The 19313-nt window shown below is 42.7% G+C and carries 17 protein-coding genes and 1 pseudogene; all 18 read right to left on the reverse strand.

The annotated features are described in order from the left end of the window. Positions 1-607, reverse strand: a pseudogene (locus Q8W24_RS11790) (transposase); the annotation flags it as partial. Between the two features lie 51 nt (positions 608-658). Next, positions 659-1456 carry an MBL fold metallo-hydrolase gene (locus Q8W24_RS11795; protein ID WP_305475427.1) on the reverse strand — a complete coding sequence of 266 codons (798 nt, stop codon included), beginning with the start codon at positions 1454-1456 and terminating at the stop codon, positions 659-661. 107 nt (positions 1457-1563) lie between these two features. Continuing rightward, the gene (locus Q8W24_RS11800; RefSeq protein WP_305451637.1) at positions 1564-2733 is read right to left on the reverse strand and encodes a nucleotide sugar dehydrogenase; all 1170 of its coding nucleotides are present in this window, start codon (positions 2731-2733) and stop codon (positions 1564-1566) included. Between the two features lie 65 nt (positions 2734-2798). Continuing rightward, positions 2799-4229 (reverse strand): phosphomannomutase, encoded by a 1431-nt coding sequence (locus tag Q8W24_RS11805; protein ID WP_305475467.1) that lies wholly within the window; start codon positions 4227-4229, stop codon positions 2799-2801. 70 nt (positions 4230-4299) lie between these two features. Next, a complete protein-coding gene (locus Q8W24_RS11810; RefSeq protein ID WP_305475429.1) occupies positions 4300-5739 on the reverse strand; it encodes a mannose-1-phosphate guanylyltransferase/mannose-6-phosphate isomerase in 1440 nt (479 codons plus the stop codon). Then, positions 5736-6206: a GDP-mannose mannosyl hydrolase gene (locus tag Q8W24_RS11815; RefSeq protein WP_305451634.1), complete on the reverse strand. Its 471-nt coding sequence runs from the start codon at positions 6204-6206 to the stop codon at positions 5736-5738. Before Q8W24_RS11815 ends, Q8W24_RS11810 begins: the two co-directional genes overlap by 4 nt. Positions 6207-6222: 16 nt before the next feature. Then, positions 6223-7182 (reverse strand): GDP-L-fucose synthase, encoded by a 960-nt coding sequence (locus Q8W24_RS11820; protein WP_305451633.1) that lies wholly within the window; start codon positions 7180-7182, stop codon positions 6223-6225. Positions 7183-7194: 12 nt separating this feature from the next. Continuing rightward, a complete protein-coding gene (gene gmd / locus Q8W24_RS11825) occupies positions 7195-8322 on the reverse strand; it encodes a GDP-mannose 4,6-dehydratase (protein WP_305451632.1) in 1128 nt (375 codons plus the stop codon). Between the two features lie 25 nt (positions 8323-8347). Beyond that, positions 8348-9586, reverse strand: coding sequence for a glycosyltransferase WbuB (locus Q8W24_RS11830; RefSeq protein ID WP_305451631.1), 1239 nt, complete (start codon positions 9584-9586; stop codon positions 8348-8350). After that, on the reverse strand, positions 9583-10494 hold the full coding sequence (locus Q8W24_RS11835; protein WP_305475430.1) for a glycosyltransferase family 2 protein: 912 nt from the start codon (positions 10492-10494) through the stop codon (positions 9583-9585). Before Q8W24_RS11835 ends, Q8W24_RS11830 begins: the two co-directional genes overlap by 4 nt. Before the next feature lie 3 nt (positions 10495-10497). Further along, the gene (locus Q8W24_RS11840; protein WP_305475432.1) at positions 10498-11904 is read right to left on the reverse strand and encodes a Coenzyme F420 hydrogenase/dehydrogenase, beta subunit C-terminal domain; all 1407 of its coding nucleotides are present in this window, start codon (positions 11902-11904) and stop codon (positions 10498-10500) included. Between the two features lie 2 nt (positions 11905-11906). Further along, positions 11907-12470 carry a hypothetical protein gene (locus Q8W24_RS11845; protein WP_305451628.1) on the reverse strand — a complete coding sequence of 188 codons (564 nt, stop codon included), beginning with the start codon at positions 12468-12470 and terminating at the stop codon, positions 11907-11909. Next, the gene (locus Q8W24_RS11850) at positions 12463-13641 is read right to left on the reverse strand and encodes a polysaccharide pyruvyl transferase family protein (RefSeq protein ID WP_305451627.1); all 1179 of its coding nucleotides are present in this window, start codon (positions 13639-13641) and stop codon (positions 12463-12465) included. Before Q8W24_RS11850 ends, Q8W24_RS11845 begins: the two co-directional genes overlap by 8 nt. Positions 13642-13841: 200 nt before the next feature. Next, positions 13842-14990: a glycosyltransferase gene (locus tag Q8W24_RS11855; protein WP_305475433.1), complete on the reverse strand. Its 1149-nt coding sequence runs from the start codon at positions 14988-14990 to the stop codon at positions 13842-13844. Next, the gene (locus tag Q8W24_RS11860) at positions 14987-16120 is read right to left on the reverse strand and encodes a glycosyltransferase family 1 protein (RefSeq protein ID WP_305475435.1); all 1134 of its coding nucleotides are present in this window, start codon (positions 16118-16120) and stop codon (positions 14987-14989) included. The genes Q8W24_RS11855 and Q8W24_RS11860 overlap by 4 nt, the downstream gene beginning before the upstream one ends. Beyond that, positions 16117-17466 (reverse strand): O-antigen ligase family protein, encoded by a 1350-nt coding sequence (locus tag Q8W24_RS11865; protein WP_305451623.1) that lies wholly within the window; start codon positions 17464-17466, stop codon positions 16117-16119. Before Q8W24_RS11865 ends, Q8W24_RS11860 begins: the two co-directional genes overlap by 4 nt. Further along, positions 17463-18683 (reverse strand): glycosyltransferase family 4 protein, encoded by a 1221-nt coding sequence (locus Q8W24_RS11870; protein WP_305451622.1) that lies wholly within the window; start codon positions 18681-18683, stop codon positions 17463-17465. The genes Q8W24_RS11865 and Q8W24_RS11870 overlap by 4 nt, the downstream gene beginning before the upstream one ends. Continuing rightward, the gene (locus Q8W24_RS11875; RefSeq protein ID WP_305475437.1) at positions 18676-19284 is read right to left on the reverse strand and encodes a hypothetical protein; all 609 of its coding nucleotides are present in this window, start codon (positions 19282-19284) and stop codon (positions 18676-18678) included. Before Q8W24_RS11875 ends, Q8W24_RS11870 begins: the two co-directional genes overlap by 8 nt. Between the last annotated feature and the right edge of the window lie 29 nt (positions 19285-19313).

The following is a 19313-nucleotide window of genomic DNA, read 5'->3' on the forward strand; positions in this document are numbered from 1 at the left end:
GTGGCCTGCTTGTAAGCGTGAGGGCCTGGCTGCTTACAGATCAGGCCCAGCTCGCTCATAAGTCGTCGAACCTTGAAACGACCGACGGCAGTGCCTTCCTCCCTGAGCAAGCCTTTGATTGTCCGGCTGCCGGCAGAGCTTCGGCTCTTGGTGAACAGGCGGTTTACCTGAGCCCTCAGGGCCATGCGCTCCACATCAACGTGGTTCCGCCGATGGCGGTACTCGTAATAGCTGGAACGGCTGATATCAAACGCATTGCAGACCATTTCAACAGACATTCGCTCACTCAACTGGTCTATCAGCGCGTACGATTCATCTCGTCCGACATCAAGAGAGCGGTAGCCTTTTTTAGTATGTCTTTTTCCTGTTCAAGGCGCTTGCAGCGGGCTTCCAGCTCCTGAATACGACGCTGCTCCGGGGTTAAGGCCTTGCCCTTCGGGGTGATACCGTCACGCTCCTCGGTTAGTTGGTTAACCCAGCGCCGGATAGCGCTTTCACCAATTCCCAAGGACGCGCTCGCCTGGGGAATCGTGTAACCTTGATCCAGCACCAGGCTGGCTGCTTCCTGTTTGAACTCAGGAGAAAAAGAACGTCGCTTGCTGGTCATCAGACACCTCGTTTATGGTGGCGATATTACCACCTACGTTGGTGTCCGGAATCATTGAACCACTACAAACTCAGCCGCCAGGGGTGAATCAATAATCACATCCAGATATTCATGCAACAGTGAAGGTTCAGCAGCAGACCGGTTCACTCGGTAGAAAATATCCTCCAGCTCGTACAGCAATTTCTGAGTGCGACCAATCGAAAATGCCGGAATCAGGATACTCCCGCCATCTTGCAAGCAATGCTCCAGCGCCCCCTGCAATCGTTGTCGCCTGAGCCGACGACTTTCATGGAGACGATCACCATAGGTACTTTCAATAACCAGGGTATCAGCTCGATAAGGGGCCCTGGGAGCCGCTAATAACGGGGAATATGGGGCCCCCAGATCACCGGAAAAAATGACTCGCTTGCGATCACGAGTCAGGCGCTCAGTACCAATATCCAACTCAATATATGCTGATCCAAGGATATGCCTAGCCACCCGAAAACGGGCCTTCACCGGTGCTGAAGACTGCTCAAAACCCGCAACATCAAACCAGTGATCATAATCCATCGGTACCAGTTGCGACGCCAGCGCCCTGACTACCCCATCGATAATCAAACGATTACGAGTCACCCCGACTTTAAGTGCATATTCAATCACCATCGGCAGCAATTCACAGGTTGCCGAAGTTGCATAGATTGGCCCATCAAATCCAGCCGCCAGCAAATAAGGAATACGCCCAACGTGATCAATATGACAATGCGAGACCAGTAATGCCCGGACACTGCCTACCTCAAAACCAATACGTGTACGATCCTGTTCATTGTCCGGCTCGCCGGATGCTGTCGCCTCAGCTCCCTGAGACAACCCAAAAGGACATCACCCCAAACGGTACGATCTTTTTTATTCAGATGTCCTGCTGGCTAGTCCGTTAGCCGAGTTTTGCAATATTAATAAAAACCAATGGTTACTAATCAAGCATCCCCACCAAATAAATCCCGGGTGTACACCTTGTCTTCAACCCCTTCAAGATCCGCTGACAAACGATTCGCCACAATTACATCACATGTCTGCTTGAACGCATCCAGGTCACGAATGACCCGAGAGTGGAAGAAATGCTCTTCTTGAAGCACCGGTTCATAAACCACAACTTCAACACCCTTGGCCTTGATACGCTTCATGATGCCCTGGATCGCCGACGCTCTGAAGTTGTCTGAGTCCGACTTCATCACCAAACGATAAATGCCAACTACTTTGGGACTCCGTCGCAAGATAGCGTCTGCAATATGATCTTTACGAGTTCTGTTGGCATCCACAATGGCTCTCACCAGATTACTTGGTACTTCTTCAAAATTGGCCAACAACTGCTTGGTATCTTTCGGCAAACAATAACCACCATAACCAAATGATGGATTGTTGTAGTGAGAGCCAATCCGAGGGTCAAGGCCAACCCCTTCGATAATCTGACGGGTGTTCAGACCATGGGTTTCTGCGTAACTGTCCAGCTCATTAAAATACGCTACACGCATCGCCAGATACGTATTGGAAAACAACTTCACGGCTTCCGCTTCGGTTGAATCGGTAAACAGTACATCAATATCCTGCTTGATCGCGGCATCGGACAGCAATTTGGCAAACACCTGGGCACGTTCAGAACGCTCACCGATAATAATCCGTGAAGGATACAGGTTATCGTACAGTGCCTTGCCTTCACGTAAAAACTCTGGCGAAAAAATCACATTGGTGCAGTTCAATTCCTCCTTCAAGCGCTTCGTAAAGCCTACTGGAACCGTCGATTTTACCACCATCACAGCGGTAGGATTGATTGCCATCACATCCCGAACCACACTCTCTACCGTAGAGGTATTAAAGTAGTTGGTTGCCGTGTCGTAATCCGTAGGTGTTGCAATCACAACATAAGAGGCATCGGCATAAGCTTCTTGTCTATCTAGCGTCGCACGAAAGTTCAGCGGTTTTTCGGCCAGATAATGCTCAATCTCAGCATCCACGATAGGAGACTGCTTCCGGTTCAACATCTCGACTTTCTCTGGAATCACATCCAGAGCAACAACTTCATTGTGTTGGGCCAGCAACATGGCATTGGACAACCCGACATAACCTGTGCCTGCAATGGCGATTTTCATAACATGTATCCATAAACAATAAATAAAATTATCAAGCCCACAAGCGTTAGCGACACGAGTACAACCTACCCACTAACGATCCGTTGTACTCGCTCCAGACACTGATTAACCAATGTCTTCGCTTTTATATAATCATCTGCCTCGGCATAACAACGCAATTCTGGCGCATTACCCGATGGCCGCAAATGCACAATATCACCAGAAGACAAGGTAACCCGCAAGCCATCGGTTGTATCCACCGTTATCGCCTCACCGGGCAAATGCAATGACTCCAGCATCGCATCAAGATTATTGGCCCAATTGGCAATTAATGCCTTACTGCTAGTGGTTGGTACATCCTTGATGCGATCGCTGGCGGTAAAGCGCTCGGGTAATTCAGCCAACAACGCACTGACTAGTTTGCCCTGCAATGCACTACCGGCCAGCAACATCAGTGCAGGCAACAGCGCATCACGAGTGGGCAGTGGAGCAATAACTGAATTCTCCATAGACACGGCACTTTGTAATAAAAACCCACCGTTGGCTTCAAAACCCGCAACCCGGTCAAATTGCTTTGCCAAATCCGCCATCCCCTCAATCACATAAGGCGAACCAATACGCGTACGTTTTACCTCAGCAAATGAACCGCTTTTTTCAATCGCGGTATTACAACTGACTGGCACCGCCAACGCCTGGATATTCAATGCCCGGGCACACAACAATCCAAGAATATCCCCTCTGAGCCAATGACCATGCTCGTCTGCGATCAAAGGGCGATCGCCGTCACCATCGGTTGAGAAAATCGCATCCAGATTGTATTCAGCCGACCAGGCCAGCGCCTGTTGTTGATCTTCTTCAGAGACAGCTTCGGTATCGATAGGCACAAAGGTATCGGTGCGCCCCAGAGAAATCACCTCAGCCCCCAGACTTCTGAGTACATCCGCATTCAGCTCACGACCGGCGGCGGAATGTTCATATAAACCAATACGCTTGCCCTGTAGCAAATCCGCCGCAAACAAGTGTGTATAGCGCTCCATATACAATTGACGCGCTTTAACCGATTCGTCTGGCAACAATGGCAGTACCGATGAAACCTCGACCTCAGCCTGTAGAATAGCCTGCTCATCCACCTTGGTGATTTCACCATCCGGGCGATAAAACTTGATGCCATTTCGATCAAAAGGGATATGACTACCCGTAATCACAATAGCTGGAACACCATCCTGCATGGCTTGCAAAGCCAGCGCTGGCGTAGGTAACACACCATAATAATCGACTTCGACACCCAGCTTCACGGCAGCTGCAGCACACGCAGCAGCCATTGCTGGACTGCTGGGGCGGCGATCAATCCCCAGCGCCACCCGCTCAACAGTAAACTCCTGCTTCATTACATGCAGAAAGGCCTGTGTAAACGCAGCACACACTGGATCAGTAAATTGTTCAACCAGACCACGAGCGCCACTGGTGCCAAACTGGATACCACTGGCCACCAGGATATTATTGGAAGTTAACAACATCAATTACCCACACCTTTCTATCTGTTTTTGATATTCCATTATAAAGCTGACTGATAAATCAGGGCGTCTATCAGGCTCGGCCGTACAAGTCTTTGAAACGTACAATATCGTCTTCTCCAAGATACGATCCGGACTGTACTTCGATCATTTCAAGCTCAATCACACCGGGGTTTTCCAGTGCATGCACCTGACCGATAGGAATATAAGTGGACTCGTTTTCTGTCACCAGATACGTTTCTTCACCATTGGTTACTTTTGCCGTACCAGATACCACAATCCAGTGCTCAGCCCGATGATGATGCATTTGGACCGATAATTTTGCACCTGGCTTAACCGTAATACATTTAACCTGGTAACGTTCGCCATTATCGACGGAATCGTATTTACCCCAGGGGCGATAGACTTCCCGGTGCTGTTCGAACTCAGAGCGCCCCTGTTGCTTGATTTGAGCCACAATTTTTTTGACTTCTTGCACCTTGTCTTTACTGGCAACCAACAAGGCATCTGGTGTATCGACCACAACCACACCATCCAGGCCCAATGTCGTCACCAGGCGAGCACCGCTATAGACAAAGCTGTTGGTGGTATCTTCCAGAATAACGTCACCGCTCCCCAGAGTGGCATTACCGTTTTCGCATTTATCAGCAATATCCCAGAGAGCAGACCAGCTACCCACATCGCTCCAACCTGCATCCAAGGGTGCAACCACAACCTGAGCCGCATCGCCATCCAAAGCCGACAGAGGCTCCATAATGGCGTAATCAATGGACTCATCCGGGCATTCCGCAAAAGATTCAGCATCGACCCGAACAAAGTCCATATCTTCTGCCGTGGCTGACATCGCTTTCACACAGGCAGCATGAATATCCGGACGGAAGCGCTCCAGTTCTTCCAGATAACGATCAGCCCGCACCATAAACATGCCACTGTTCCAGAAATAATTTCCGGCACCCAAGTACGTTTGCGCTGTTGCTGCATCTGGCTTCTCAACAAATTGCTGTACAGCCAGACAGCCACCATCAACTTCCGCTCCCGCCTGAATATAACCATATCCCGTCGCCGCTTCAGTGGGCACAATACCCAAAGTACCAAACTGGCCTGCTTTTACGGCCGGTAACAGCTGCTCTGCCGCAGACTGGAATGCCTCAATATCCTGAATCACATGGTCAGCAGCCAGAATCAGTAGTACCGGCGCATCTTCACCATCAGGCAGGTTTTTCAACACCTGCAATGCAGCCAATGCAATCGCTGGTGCCGTATTACGGCCAACAGGTTCAAGAATAATTGATGTCTTTTTACCACCCAACAGCATTTGTTCCGCCACCAGAAAACGATGCGCTTCATTACAAATCACCACAGGATCCTGATTTGACAAGCCATCCAGGCGTGCCGCTGTTTGCTGCAACATGGTTAATTGCCCACTCAGCTTCAAAAACTGCTTGGGATAGGCCGTTCGAGACAGAGGCCACAAACGAGTGCCGGAGCCACCGGCCATGATGACAGGTATCATGCTTTATATCCTTTATTCGATTCGAAGTACCACTTGGTATGGCAGTGAACATCGTCGCGCTGGAGCAAATCAGACTCGCTCAGCCATTGGTATTGGTTGTGTTGCGTTTTGGGCAAGTTCAGCGTTGTCGTCACAATCAACTCGAATGCATTCACTACATAATGAGTATCAGGCTGTACGCCAAAAACACTATCGGTATAAAAGTGTTCATACAGACCAAGGTATCGAGCTGACGTAATTTCAAAAACTTGGCCCAACTCTGCTTTCGTCAAGCGAAGAAACGCATCTGCAAGCGTTTCATTTTTTAGAATCCGCCCACCCGGGACAAACCAGAACCCCTTGGCCGGCCGGTTCAGGCGCTGGCCTAAAAGAACCTCACCGCTAATATTTCTGACTACAAAGTCGACAGAAATTAAAGGTGTATTCTCTACTATATTTTTAAAACAATCTGGGCTTAACCAATCCATCAGGCACCATCACCCATTAACCTCGGAAACTACCCTGATTATCCAGGAACCATTGATAAGTGCTCGCCAGACCATCCTTCAAATCAATATTGTAGGACCAACCCAAATTACGCAAAGTATCAACGTTCATCAACTTGCGTGGTGCGCCATCGGGTTTGCTGGCATCAAAAGTCACACGCCCTTCAAAGCCAACGACTTCAGCCATGGTCAGCGCCAGCTCTGCAATCGTACAATCCACACCGGTGCCTACATTTATGTGGGAAAGCATGGGCTGAGTGCAAGATTCATAGGTCGCCTGGTCAACATTCATCACAAAAACAGAGGCTGCAGCCATATCATCCACATGCAAGAACTCCCGCATGGGTTTACCAGAACCCCACACCGCAACTTCTTCAGCACTCTGTTCCTTGGCTTCGTGAAAACGTCGCATCAAGGCAGGAATAACATGGGAATTACTTGGGTGAAAATTATCATTTTCCCCATACAGATTGGTCGGCATGACACTGCGATAATTCCGTCCATGCTGACGGTTATACGATTCGCACAACTTGATACCGGCAATTTTAGCCACCGCATATGGCTCATTGGTCGGCTCTAGCGTGCCGGTCAACAAAGCCGACTCTGCCATTGGCTGCTCTGCCAATTTGGGATAAATACAGGATGACCCGAGGAACAACAGGTTCTGAACACCCGCCAAGTGTGCAGAATGCACAATATTGCATTCAATCATCAGGTTTTCGTAAATAAAATCTGCCGGGTAAGTATTATTGGCAACAATCCCGCCAACCTTGGCAGCCGCAAGATATACCTGATCGATGTTTTCTTTTTCAAAAAACGCCTGAACATCTGCCTGACAAAGCAGATTGAGCTGATTACGGTCTCTTGTAATCAGCTCAACGCCGGCGTCTTTCTGTAACTGTCGCACAATCGCAGAACCAACCATGCCTTTATGACCAGCAACAAAAATACGCTTCATGATACTTGCCTATTAACCTTCCAGAGAAACATTCACATCGTAACCATGAGACTTAAGCAACGCATGTTGTTTGGCTTTTTGTAAGTCGTGTTGCACCATTTCTGCACACATGGTTTCGACCGTGATTTCCGGCACCCAACCCAATTTGCTTTTGGCATTGGAAGGATCACCCAACAATGTTTCAACTTCTGCAGGACGGAAGTATTTAGGGTCAACCTGAACAATCACATCCCCTACAGCAATCCCTGGACACAAGGCTTCGTCAGCAATCGCTGCAACAATTGCTTTTTCTTCGACGCCCTCACCCTCGAAACCCAGAGTAATACCCAGCTCTTTTGCAGACAGAGTGACAAATTCACGCACAGTAATTTGAGTACCAGTAGCGATAACAAAGTCTTCAGGCTGCTCTTGTTGCAACATCATCCATTGCATCCGGACATAATCCTTGGCATGCCCCCAATCTCTCAGTGCATCCATATTGCCCAAATACAAACACTTCTCCAATCCTTGGGAAATATTAGCCAAAGCCCGGGTAATCTTGCGTGTTACAAAGGTTTCACCACGACGAGGAGATTCGTGATTAAACAATATGCCGTTACATGCATACATACCATACGACTCACGATAGTTGACCGTAATCCAATAGGCATACATTTTTGCCACAGCATAAGGTGAACGGGGATAAAAAGGCGTCGTTTCTTTTTGAGGAATTTCCTGTACCAGGCCGTATAGTTCGGATGTAGAGGCCTGATAGAAACGGGTTTTCTTTTCCAGACCCAGAAAACGGATCGCCTCCAACAAGCGCAACGTGCCCATGGCATCAACATCCGCAGTATATTCTGGCGCTTCAAATGACACGGCAACGTGAGACTGAGCACCCAGGTTGTAGACTTCGTCTGGCTGAACTTCTTTCAGGATGCGAGTTAAATTGGATGTATCAGTCAGATCACCATAGTGCATAAAGAAGCTGACATTTTCTTCGTGGCGATCCTGATAGATATGATCTACTCGTGCCGTATTAAACAAAGAAGCACGGCGCTTGATACCGTGAACTTCATACCCTTTCTCCAGTAGAAACTCAGCAAGGTAGGAACCATCCTGGCCAGTAACACCAGTGATCAAGGCAACTTTCTTGGACATTTTTTAATCCTTTCTATAGTTCAAATCAGCATTTAGCAGACAACTCAGACAGATCACTGGCAAAGCGACCCAGAATTGCATCTTTGTTTAAATTTTCTTCAGCATACACACGTGCAACAGTGTTCACACCGCTTGAACGAGCCAACTCCGAGGTTAACCCCTCACAAAAAGCCTCGATGTTTTCCGGATCTACGCATGTATAAACACCCGGAAACTCCTCAGCCAATTTACCCAGCTCAGTATGTCCTTCTGCAGTAATCACACTAAACCCGCCAGCAGACAAAATATTGGTCAATTTGGAAGGCAACACAGAATCGGCCGCACCTTTGCGTTGAATAACCAAATGTACATCTGCCATCGCAAGCATCGCAGGTACATCCTCCCAGGCTTGCAATGGCTTGAATTCCACATTATCTAACGTTCGTTCGACAACCATGGACTTCAGAGCATCAACGTAGGCCCCAGAGCCTACCAGAAAAAACTTAACATTGGGCCTTGATTGGAAACGTTCTGCAGCCTCAACAACCAACTCAAGACCTTGTTTGGCGCCAATGTTCCCTGCATACAACACAACCTGATCTTCTGGAGAAATTCCCCATGCTTTTCGTAGCGCAGTACCATCGACACCAGGGTGCACAAACGACGTATCCGACCAATTAGGGAAGAACAACAACTGCGCTGCATCAACGCCTTTTGTCTTGGCTTTATCGAGCATACTGTAGGAAATACTGGAAACCTTGTCGAACCGTCTCATCAGCCAGGATTCAATAACATACGCTACACGGCCAACCCGGCCGGAAGGACTCCCCGCCATTCCCAGGCCCAACATGGCATCGACTTCATAATCCTGAATATGTAATACGGCTTTGGCACCACGCAATTTACAAAACAGCAAGGCCATCGGTACACAAAACAGTGTTGGCTCAACCACAAAAACAACACTTGGCTTTTTATTCCACAGAGAAAATAATTTGAACGCAGAGGTAAAGGCAAAAGATGCTAAATGAATCAAGCGTTTTATAGTAGAAAGAGTCGTCGGTACATACAAAGGGCAACGATGCACGGTGACATTATTTTGTGTATTAGAGTCAAATTTTTTATTGGAAAACCCAGTATGTACTTTCCATTCAGGATAATATGGCGGTGCGGTAATCACATCGACAGAATATCCCTGAGAAGCTAACCAAGGAGCCATTTCACCATTGTATTTACCAATACCAGTTAACTCAGGAGAGTAATTCAGGCTGTAAATTACGACATTCATTCTATCGGTTTCTCCAATCCAAACCCGGAATACTCTTCCAATTTCTGATGTTTTTCTTCAATCGTTTGACAACCATTAAAAATCCGATCAACTTCCATACATTTCAAATCAACCAATGCTCGATACCATAAACCTTGCATAAAATGATAAGCAAAACCGCGTGCGCCATCCAAAAACCCAAGCTGAATAAAATAGCGATACAAAAAATACAAGACAGGGCGAACAAAGTAAGGCAATCCCATATATAAACGCTCCTTCAAAAGGCGTTTCAATTTTATCGAAGTGCTTGTACAGCTGGTAATTTCAGAGCCTGTTTCATAAAGTTCACGGAGTTTTATATCTACCATTTCACGGGTAGCATATTTATTGTGTTTATCTATAAACCAACCAACTGAATTAAGATTATCATCAGAAAATCCACCTTTCAGGACAGTCGACGTACCAGAATCCAACACAATATGTTCATCCATCCAGCGCTGCTCAACATGGGCACATCCCCGTCGAAACAGTCTCAGCATTGGCAAAGGGTAACGTCCACCATGCTTCACCCATTTCCCTAAAAAAATATGTTTTCTCTGAAAAACTGCAGCATTATTCCCAAAACCATCATTTTCGATAAATTTACGAATATTAATAACCAGGTCAGCATCAATGGTTTCATCCGCATCCAAACGTAGAACCCATTCAGTTCTTATATCACAATTATCCATTGCCCATTGAAATTGAAATGACTGATTAATGAATTTGTTTTTATAAAAATCAACATGCATGGACCTTGCAATAGCCTCTGTTCCATCAGAGGAAAAAGAATCAACAACAACTATCCTGGCCCCCAACAAGGCAACACTAGAAATACACCTTTCAATATGAACAGCTTCATTATAAGTCAATATAATTACAGTAATCATTGATCACCTCCTAAAAAAAGCTCTCAACTTTCTATTGACCTTGTTAAAAAAAAGAGAAAAAAATGAATTCCGTATTTCCATTCGACGTAACGACGCAACCTCTTTATTCATACCATTAACATAAACATCATAATCATTTTTTTCCAATGCTTCAAAAAACAACTTTCGTGATTTTATCGTAACAGTAGTCCGCAAGTCGTATATTTTCTTACGCTCATTACTAATTGAATATTCAGAAGGATTGACCCGCTTTACTGGTAGAGCTCTGCCTGAGTCTCCCTCACGCTGAAGTCTATACGACAAACCTTCTCGCCGTTGACGGAAACCACCACTTTGAGAGCTGGCGGCCTCATCATTAGATAAAGAAATGATTGATACACGCCCTTCACTAGCCGCATTTTTAAGTATTCTATTGATTTCAACGTTCCGAACGACAAGTAGGTTAGTCCCATGACTATCTGACTCAAACCTGGGCAGCCAAGCATCACCAATAGTCAAATCGGAAGTCTCCCCAACAACATCATCGCAAAACTCACAAGCTGGTAACATCAAAGCACCAGCATTAAATTTTCCACCGACAACTTCAGCAGAGTCCTTTTGATAAACTTTATTATTATAATCCGTAGCCTGGAATACGTATGCTCTCGCAGGTATATCTGGTCCTTTGGTTCGATATTGAATATGTGTCGCATTTTCGGGATTGATTCCAGCCCCCCAAGCAAGAGAATTACTCCAATTTACACTCTTCAGATGCCCACACACCAAAGCAACTGCAAAAGGGACAGCATCTGCTATTTTCTCATCTTCAATTTGCAAGCGCCGAAGAGCCTTAACCATACATGGAACCCCAATAAATGCATACCTCCCCCCCCGAGCAAGAGCCTGCTCTAATACTTGAGAGAATTCAACAACATGGTATCTGGTTTTTGAATTCTCCTGAATTTCATACAAATTATTACTTATTCCATATACATAATACGGGTCTGAAGCGCTTGACCGTTCAGACTCTTTCACATGAATGACACCATCAATAAATCCTTGCCTTAATAATTCTGCAAGAATCCACGTCCCCATTCCACCAGATGTACCTTTGGACCTGAATTTTCCTTCCTTTACATACCCCGCATATGACTGAATAGTATAACCTAATTTCTCATTATACTGAGCTTCATTAGAAAAAAGCCTTTTGCCTATTTCATTTTCATTTACACTTGGGTTAAGGCTAGGACATACTACTCCCAAACCAGCTGCAGTAAGATCTTCATACTCGCTAACACTTGTAAAATCAGGTTGGTACTCACCATATTGATTCAATTTTATTTCAATATTTGTTCCTATCGCACAAGCACCACATCCAACACAGAAGCCACCATCAACAACATCATGCAAAGCAATCAAATTATTAGTCATTTTCATTTATCCACATCAACTAATGTGCGAAATTTTATAAACTTCGCAGGGTTCCCACCAACTACTTCTCTAGTCCCGACATTTTTTAAAACAACAGCTCTAGCAGCAACTACAGAGTAATCATTCAATGTTATGCCTGGTCCTACAAATGCCTCTGCACATACCCAGCAATAATCACCAATACTTATAGGCAATGTCACCAAAGGGATTGATTTATATGCTATATCATGCGTTCCACCACATAAAAAACTCCGCTGTGAGACTGTCGTATAGTTTCCAATAGATATTTTATCCATTGTATAACAATCAACTCCTTCACCCAAAACAGAATAGCACCCCATTGTTAAATTCCATGGGGCCCATATTTTACAACTTGGTAGAACTCTACAACCAATACCAATTTTCGCACCAAAGCAGCGCAAAATAAAAAGACGCCAACCATTTAATGCCCACCTGGGGGTTAATCGAAAAAATAATAGCCAAACAAGAGACCAAATTAAACGCGCTATCTTATTTGATTTAGATAATTCATTAGAATATAACTTGCGTGGAAGTTCATCATTCATAGCCAGCCTCCACCATTTTGACTTGTTCCTCAAGAAAGTTAACACCTTTCTTTTGCATATCTACAATTAACTTCTCTGATTTTTTCCAATCTATCGGAGTAGACAACACTTTTTCTATATCACAAAATTCATTAACAATTCTTTCTTCCAACCCTGTCATTTTTAATAAATTAAATGCTCTCGCATTCATTTTCTTTTTATTTCCACGTAATGCTACATATACAAACTTCTTCTGATTCACAATAGAAAGCGCAACACCATGAAAGGAGTTAGTAACTACAATACTACTATCCTTAAGCAAACCCAACCATTGACCCGGTGAGGGATATACTGTCTCTCCCACTTCCTTCCACCGCCGATGAGGATTATTAGGACAAATAATCCTCATTTTTTCAGTTGTTTTTAAATAATTAGCTGTTTCCTTCACTCCTACTGACGAACGTAAATAATAACAAAAACAGTAATTTCCATAATTCTCAGGATATTTTTCCAGAATGGGAGTGAAATCTACAGGCAACAAAGTTGGATCAGGTACAACAGGGACCTGAATATTTGCAATTTTCTCTATAATGGCCGCCCCAGATTCCTCTCTTATTGAAACAGCATCAAGCTTGGAAATAAGATCCCCTACACTTTCCGAATGTTGATCATCTAAGACATTAGATCCAAAGCTTGGAGCATAAGCAATACGTCGTACTTTACTGCCCTGAAGAAAATCAAGAAAATATACTGAATCCACCCCATAATGAGCAGAAGGATTCCAAATCTGATCACTACCACAAACAATCATATCCGTATCACGCAATCGAGTATCTTTGAGTGCGTCTCCTATACCTTTGGCGGCATTATCATTGATTCCTAAGTATTTCAAGCGGAAATCATCCATAGAATCAGAAAAACCATCAGGAGAAATCAATTTTTGATAAACCTTGGCAACTTTCAGGAAAATCACTTTCAGAGCAGCTTTACTAAACAAATCATTTAAACCAATATTCCCTCCAGCCTCAACATACTCGGGATGGTATTCAATGAAATAAGCTTCATCTCCACGCTGGTCAAACCAACGCTTCAATGCATAAGCTTGAAAAAGCGCACCATAATTATCACTAAAATGAAATGTCAAAATACCTACTCTCACAATCCCCACCCTATTATATTTTTCCTTATCCATGTAAAATATGAGATAAAATCAGAGTTTGAAAAATTATCCAAATAAAATTTCTACAAAATCAACTCATACCACCTGAATCCAACTAATAACCACAATATTTGAACGATCACAAACCAAACTGATGACATTGGTCACTGGAAGAACCCAACTCCTCATCAATGAATTAAAACTCAACCACCTATAAAAATCTGTCTTATCAATTAATTTATCCGAATCAATTCAATTAAATTTTTTGCAGCCTGGGAAATATCAAACTTTTGCTTATAACAAGCCACGGTATTTTGTTTGATGATTTGTTTTTCATTTTCTGACAAATCCAACCAGGCTTGGAGAAGTTTTTGAGTACCTTCAAGGGTATCATCACCAACGAGGCCAGCATTCATCTCTTTAATTTCACGCCAAATATTAACTTTACTAGAAATTAAAACAGGTGTCCCAACAGCAAGGGCCTCCGCCACAGAGATACCAAAGTTTTCTTGATGTGATGGCAATATAAAAACTTCTGCAGCTTTGATCGCTCCCCACTTCATTTCGTTTTTAATCATGCCTGTCCAAGTAATACGATCTGCAATGCAATAATCATCAGCGATTTTTTCCAAATCCGCTTGCCAACCTGTCTGATCCGGACCGGCCATCACCAAATGTAAATCAGAATTTGATTTGGCAATTTTAGCAAAAGCTTGAATTAATAAATCACAACCTTTCTTTTCGTGAATACGACTTAAAAACAAAAAAATTATTTTGTTTTTCAATTCTGGATATTTAGTGTAAAAGTCATCAGACTTAGAATTTTTGGCTATTTCTGTAATTGTAGTACCATAATTCACCACACTTTCATTCACCCGATAAGGCCAAAAAGACTCACGGGCCAACAGCTTTTCTTCTTCACAAGTAAACAATACTGCTTTGGAATTTTTCAAAACAGAATACTGTGCTAAAAACCAGTATATATATTTTTTCAAATGCTTTAATGGGTAGGCATGTTTAAACCATGGATCTAACATACCATGTGGAAATACATAATAAGGAATATTTGATTTTTTTAACGCTTTATAAACCGCATAACCATGGTATTGCCATAAGCCATGCACAACTACAGAATTATATTCATGAGAATGTCTCTTGAGCCATTCAACTAATTCAGGATGATATGAAAAAATACCTTTACCTTTACCTAGTCGAATAACCTCCAAGTGATCTGTATTTCCTAAACTATCATCTTTATCATCCAAAGTTAATACAGTTGGTGAAACATTCATACTTGCATAAAAAGATGTAAGATTTCTAACACCTTGTGCAGGACCTCCACCTTCCAAACTTAAAGAGCTAATAACGTGCAATACTTTCATTTTATATTCTCATCTTCTATCGAGTAGATCTGGTTATATCCAGCCTCATACGATGCAATCATAAATTTCATTGAAAAGCGTTTGGCATTCTCAAGAGATTTATATTCTAAATTGTCTTCGGCATGTAATTGGCTAAAAATAATTTCAGCAGCCTCGTCCAGGCGTTCAGGTTCTATATATATAGCTGCATCACCTCCTACTTCTGTCATAGGTGCTCGCCCTGTTGTAATTACCTTACAACCACAGGCTTGTGCTTCAGCAATTGGCCAGCCAAAACCTTCCTGAAGAGATGGAAAAATTAATGCTTCAGCCACTGAGTAAAAGGCACGAATCTCTTCATTGGTTAAATCATTGATTTCAACAACCTGGTTTTTTATTGCAAGCGTACTTATTTTATCTTTTAAATCATCAGGCCAAGGTTTACCCGCCAAAACCAACCTATGATCACTATATTCTGGGTGTTGAATCAATTTATAATAAATCTCGACGACACCTTTACGATTTTTATACCATTGATTCCCCCCCAAGTGAAAAAAGTAGGGAGGCTTTAAATCAGGTAATCGTTTTTGAATTAATGCCCAGGCCTGATCCTGTAGCATGGGAGAATAAGGATAATTTAGTGCATTGTAGGCAATAGATGTTTTTTCTACTGGAACTTCTAATGTTTTAATTAATTCATCTTGTGTATTTTTAGATACACAAGCTACATGACTACATACCTGCAGCCCAGAAGCAATCCATTGCTGGAATATTCGCCCGGTGAACCCTGTTTTGTTTATTTTTATCAACCCCAACGCACTTTGAATAGCCATCAGGTCATGGCAAGTTACCAAAGAAGGCCTATTAACCCATTTGGCATACATTGCATTTGAATGATCGCAGATATGAACTACATCAGCCCATCGGGCTGCTTGTTTTAATTGCCAGCGGAATAGAATAAATCGATCGATATACCCTAGCCATTTATTTAAGCCATGCTCTGCCTGACTTCCTTTACATAGTATTGCTTCAGGACGAATCACTTGAACTTCATGGCCTTCTGTCAACAAGCCATCTTCAAGCATTTTGGCAAAGCGTTGCATACTCTCTTGATGACTTAACGCATAATTGGCAACAATTAAAATCTTCATTTTATTAACCCTTGCCTTCTATTTTTTTCAGTTTGCCAACAAGCTAAAGTAGAAAAACCCAACCCAAGTAAAAGCAAAACAAAGGCATGAATTGAAAGCTGACCAATAATGGTACCTGTAGGTAACTGAATAGCAATTACCAACCAAATAGACAAAGGCAAAAACTCGTTATTTTTTTTAAATATTCTCCAGGCACTTAGCAACCCGATAACAATTACCAGCCACTTGAATAGAGCTAATATTAAGCCGACACCCCCACCCTCATTTAAAACCCGGTCTATTTCATTCTCACCTAAAAGGAAGCCATTACTCGTTGCTGGCATAAAGCTTCGCGAGGCATTTGCACCAGCACCTATTCCATAGCCAAAGATAGAAAATTGATCCCAGGTTTCATCAGACCCAATATACATTCTTATAATTCTCTTACTTACATCTTCCGATGCGGCCGCATTTTCAAAGCGCTGGGTATTTGCTTCATAAGACCTCTCTAAAACAGGAAAAATCAAGACCAACAAAACAATTATTCCCACTAATCCAAACAGCATTTTTATTGGTGATATCTTAGGGATTTTATTCGCGAGTACAAGTGCCAAAAACCACATCCCAGTAAAGAAAATAGTTGTCATAATTGCACCTCGAGAACCACTGATCAAAGCACCAACAAAAAAGAGCCCAACAATAAATAGTTTCAACAAGGAGCTTAAAGAGCCTTTCAATCCACCAGACATTATCCATAAAACAACAGGTGTTACAAAAGATAAGTATATAGTGTAGCCAGCGGTGAATGAAAAAGTTCCTGTGGTACGAACAATATCTTTAGTAACAGTAAAAATATATTGATCAGCCCCCCCAGGCTGCCGGTTAATAAAGGAAGTAGGAGGTGACATAAACTGTACCAATGCCAAGGGCACCATAAATAACAAAGTCAAAGCAAAAATCTTAAAAAGATATTCAATATCTTTCCATCTGAGTGCTCTGGCACACAACAGGGCAAACCATAAATAAAGCACCCAGAATCTAAAACCAATAGCTCCTACTATCGGAGGCTGAAAGCCACTGATCATTTGAATACTCGTCCAAACAAAAACAAGGAGTGTCCAAAAAATCAGTATGGATTCGCCAATAGCACGAATATCAAAATAACGATAGAGAATACCCCAAAAAACAGCATATACAACAAGAAAATCCCGCAAACCAAGTAGAGGAATGGTTGCACTACCCCAAACCCATTTACGAATGGCACCTTCAAACAAAACAACCATAAATATCGCAATAAAAAACTTGCCAACAGGATGAAGACTGCGCCAAGTGACTGTCTTGCCGTCTGCGCTTGCAATCCTGTTCATTTTGTCACCGCTTTGACTATTTTCGACTCATAATCATGCCATTGATATGACTGCGCTAACATCATGGCTGCCTGGCCAATCTTCTTGACTTTTTCAGGGTTATCAATCAGGTCAATCAGTACATCCGCTATTGCACTGGAATCACGAATTGGCACAAGTATTCCTGTGTTTTCATCTGCTGTATCAGGCAGAGCCGTATGATTAGTTGCTATCACTACCATCCCTTGTGACATAGCTTCTGTAATTACCATACCAAAACCTTCAAATAAACTTGGAAAAACCAAGATATCATGCATTCGCATTACTTCAAGCACTTGAGAGTGGGGCATAGTACCTAGATAAGATGCACGAGGTAATATTCCTTGTACTAATTCTACAGCAGTGCCACTACCAATAAATGAAAATTCGACTTTATTATCTAAAGTATCAATCGCATCAACAAGATAAGATAAGCCTTTACGTTGACTTAATCCTCCTACATAAAGCACCTTTAATTTACCCTTGGCTTGAAACCAGTTTCGATCCAGGATTTCATTGTTAGGGCAACCATAAGGTACAACTATAATCGGAGCTAACGCCTTTGGATAATCTTCAAGTGTTTTTTTGGTAAAACTACTTGCTACTATTATTTGATCAGCCAATGCCAACTCTTCATCTTTACGAGCAAGTTTAATTTCACTGTCTTGGATTGCATTCCAGGAATTAGCCCATTCTGGCTGCAATGCATATTCTTCTTGATTTAAACGATGATGTGATCGCCAATAACCAATTGGCAATTCATAAATGCATTTTATGTTTAATTTTTTAGCGACTTTAAATGTTTCCAAAGCACCGTCTTCATAACAATAAACCGCCGATATTTCAGCAGCATGTTTTTTAAGATATTTAGACGCAAAACAGTCCGTAGCATGGTATATTTTATCGACAGAAGCAAAGCCAACTTCATGTTGAGTTAAAAATTTTAATTTTAATTTACTCCCAAGCAATCGCAGCCCCTCTCTAAAAGGTGAACCGGAAATAATAGGAGATTTTATTTCACTAAAATCACGGCGTTTTATTTCGGTTACTAGTTTGCCAGGAAGCCAATTCCATTTATTGGAATTAAAATGTAATGCTGTAATAAAAGCATACAATAAATTTTCTTCAGCCAAACCATGAGCCACAGATTTTGAATTTTGATTACCAGTTGGGTGAACCACAAGGATATATTTATTCATCAAAACTTTTACCTATCCAAGCCTCATATGGGGCATTAAATAATACTGGAGAATAATCCAAATTGTTAGTTCTATAACGGCCAGCGATAATTCTTGCAGGGTTGCCAAAAACTATTGCATAATCAGGCACATCTTCACGCACAACCGCTCCTGCTCCAACTACAGCTCCTTCTCCTATTGTAACACCAGGCAGAATAATCGCGTTTGTTGCAATCCATGCATAGTCATTAATAAATATAGGCCCACTCTTTAATGACCACTTAGGATCGGTCAATCTATGCGTTGCTGTAAGCAAAATAGCACCATCATTAATAACTACTTTTTTCCCAATACTCACTTTATCATGCAATGTTATTTCAGCTCTACCTATACTTGTTTGTTCGCAAATTGAGAGAGAACTTAAATCTCTTCCTTCAATTTTGGCTTCACCTATAATTGTTAAACGGCCAATTTTAGCCCCTTTTTTGATAAGCCTGTTTTTTTTTATAATTATTCTCATTAGTGCAGGAAAAAGAAACCCTCGCTTAGCTACTAGAATAGCTCCCCGTTTAAAGTTTTTTGGGCGCTCTCGATTTACAAACAAAAATTTAATTGTTGACATAAAATTACCTTCAAAAGCAGTCAATTTTT

It is taken from the genome of Oceanobacter sp. 4_MG-2023, from assembly GCF_030689165.1.
Taxonomy (GTDB): Bacteria; Pseudomonadota; Gammaproteobacteria; order Pseudomonadales; family Oceanobacteraceae; genus Oceanobacter.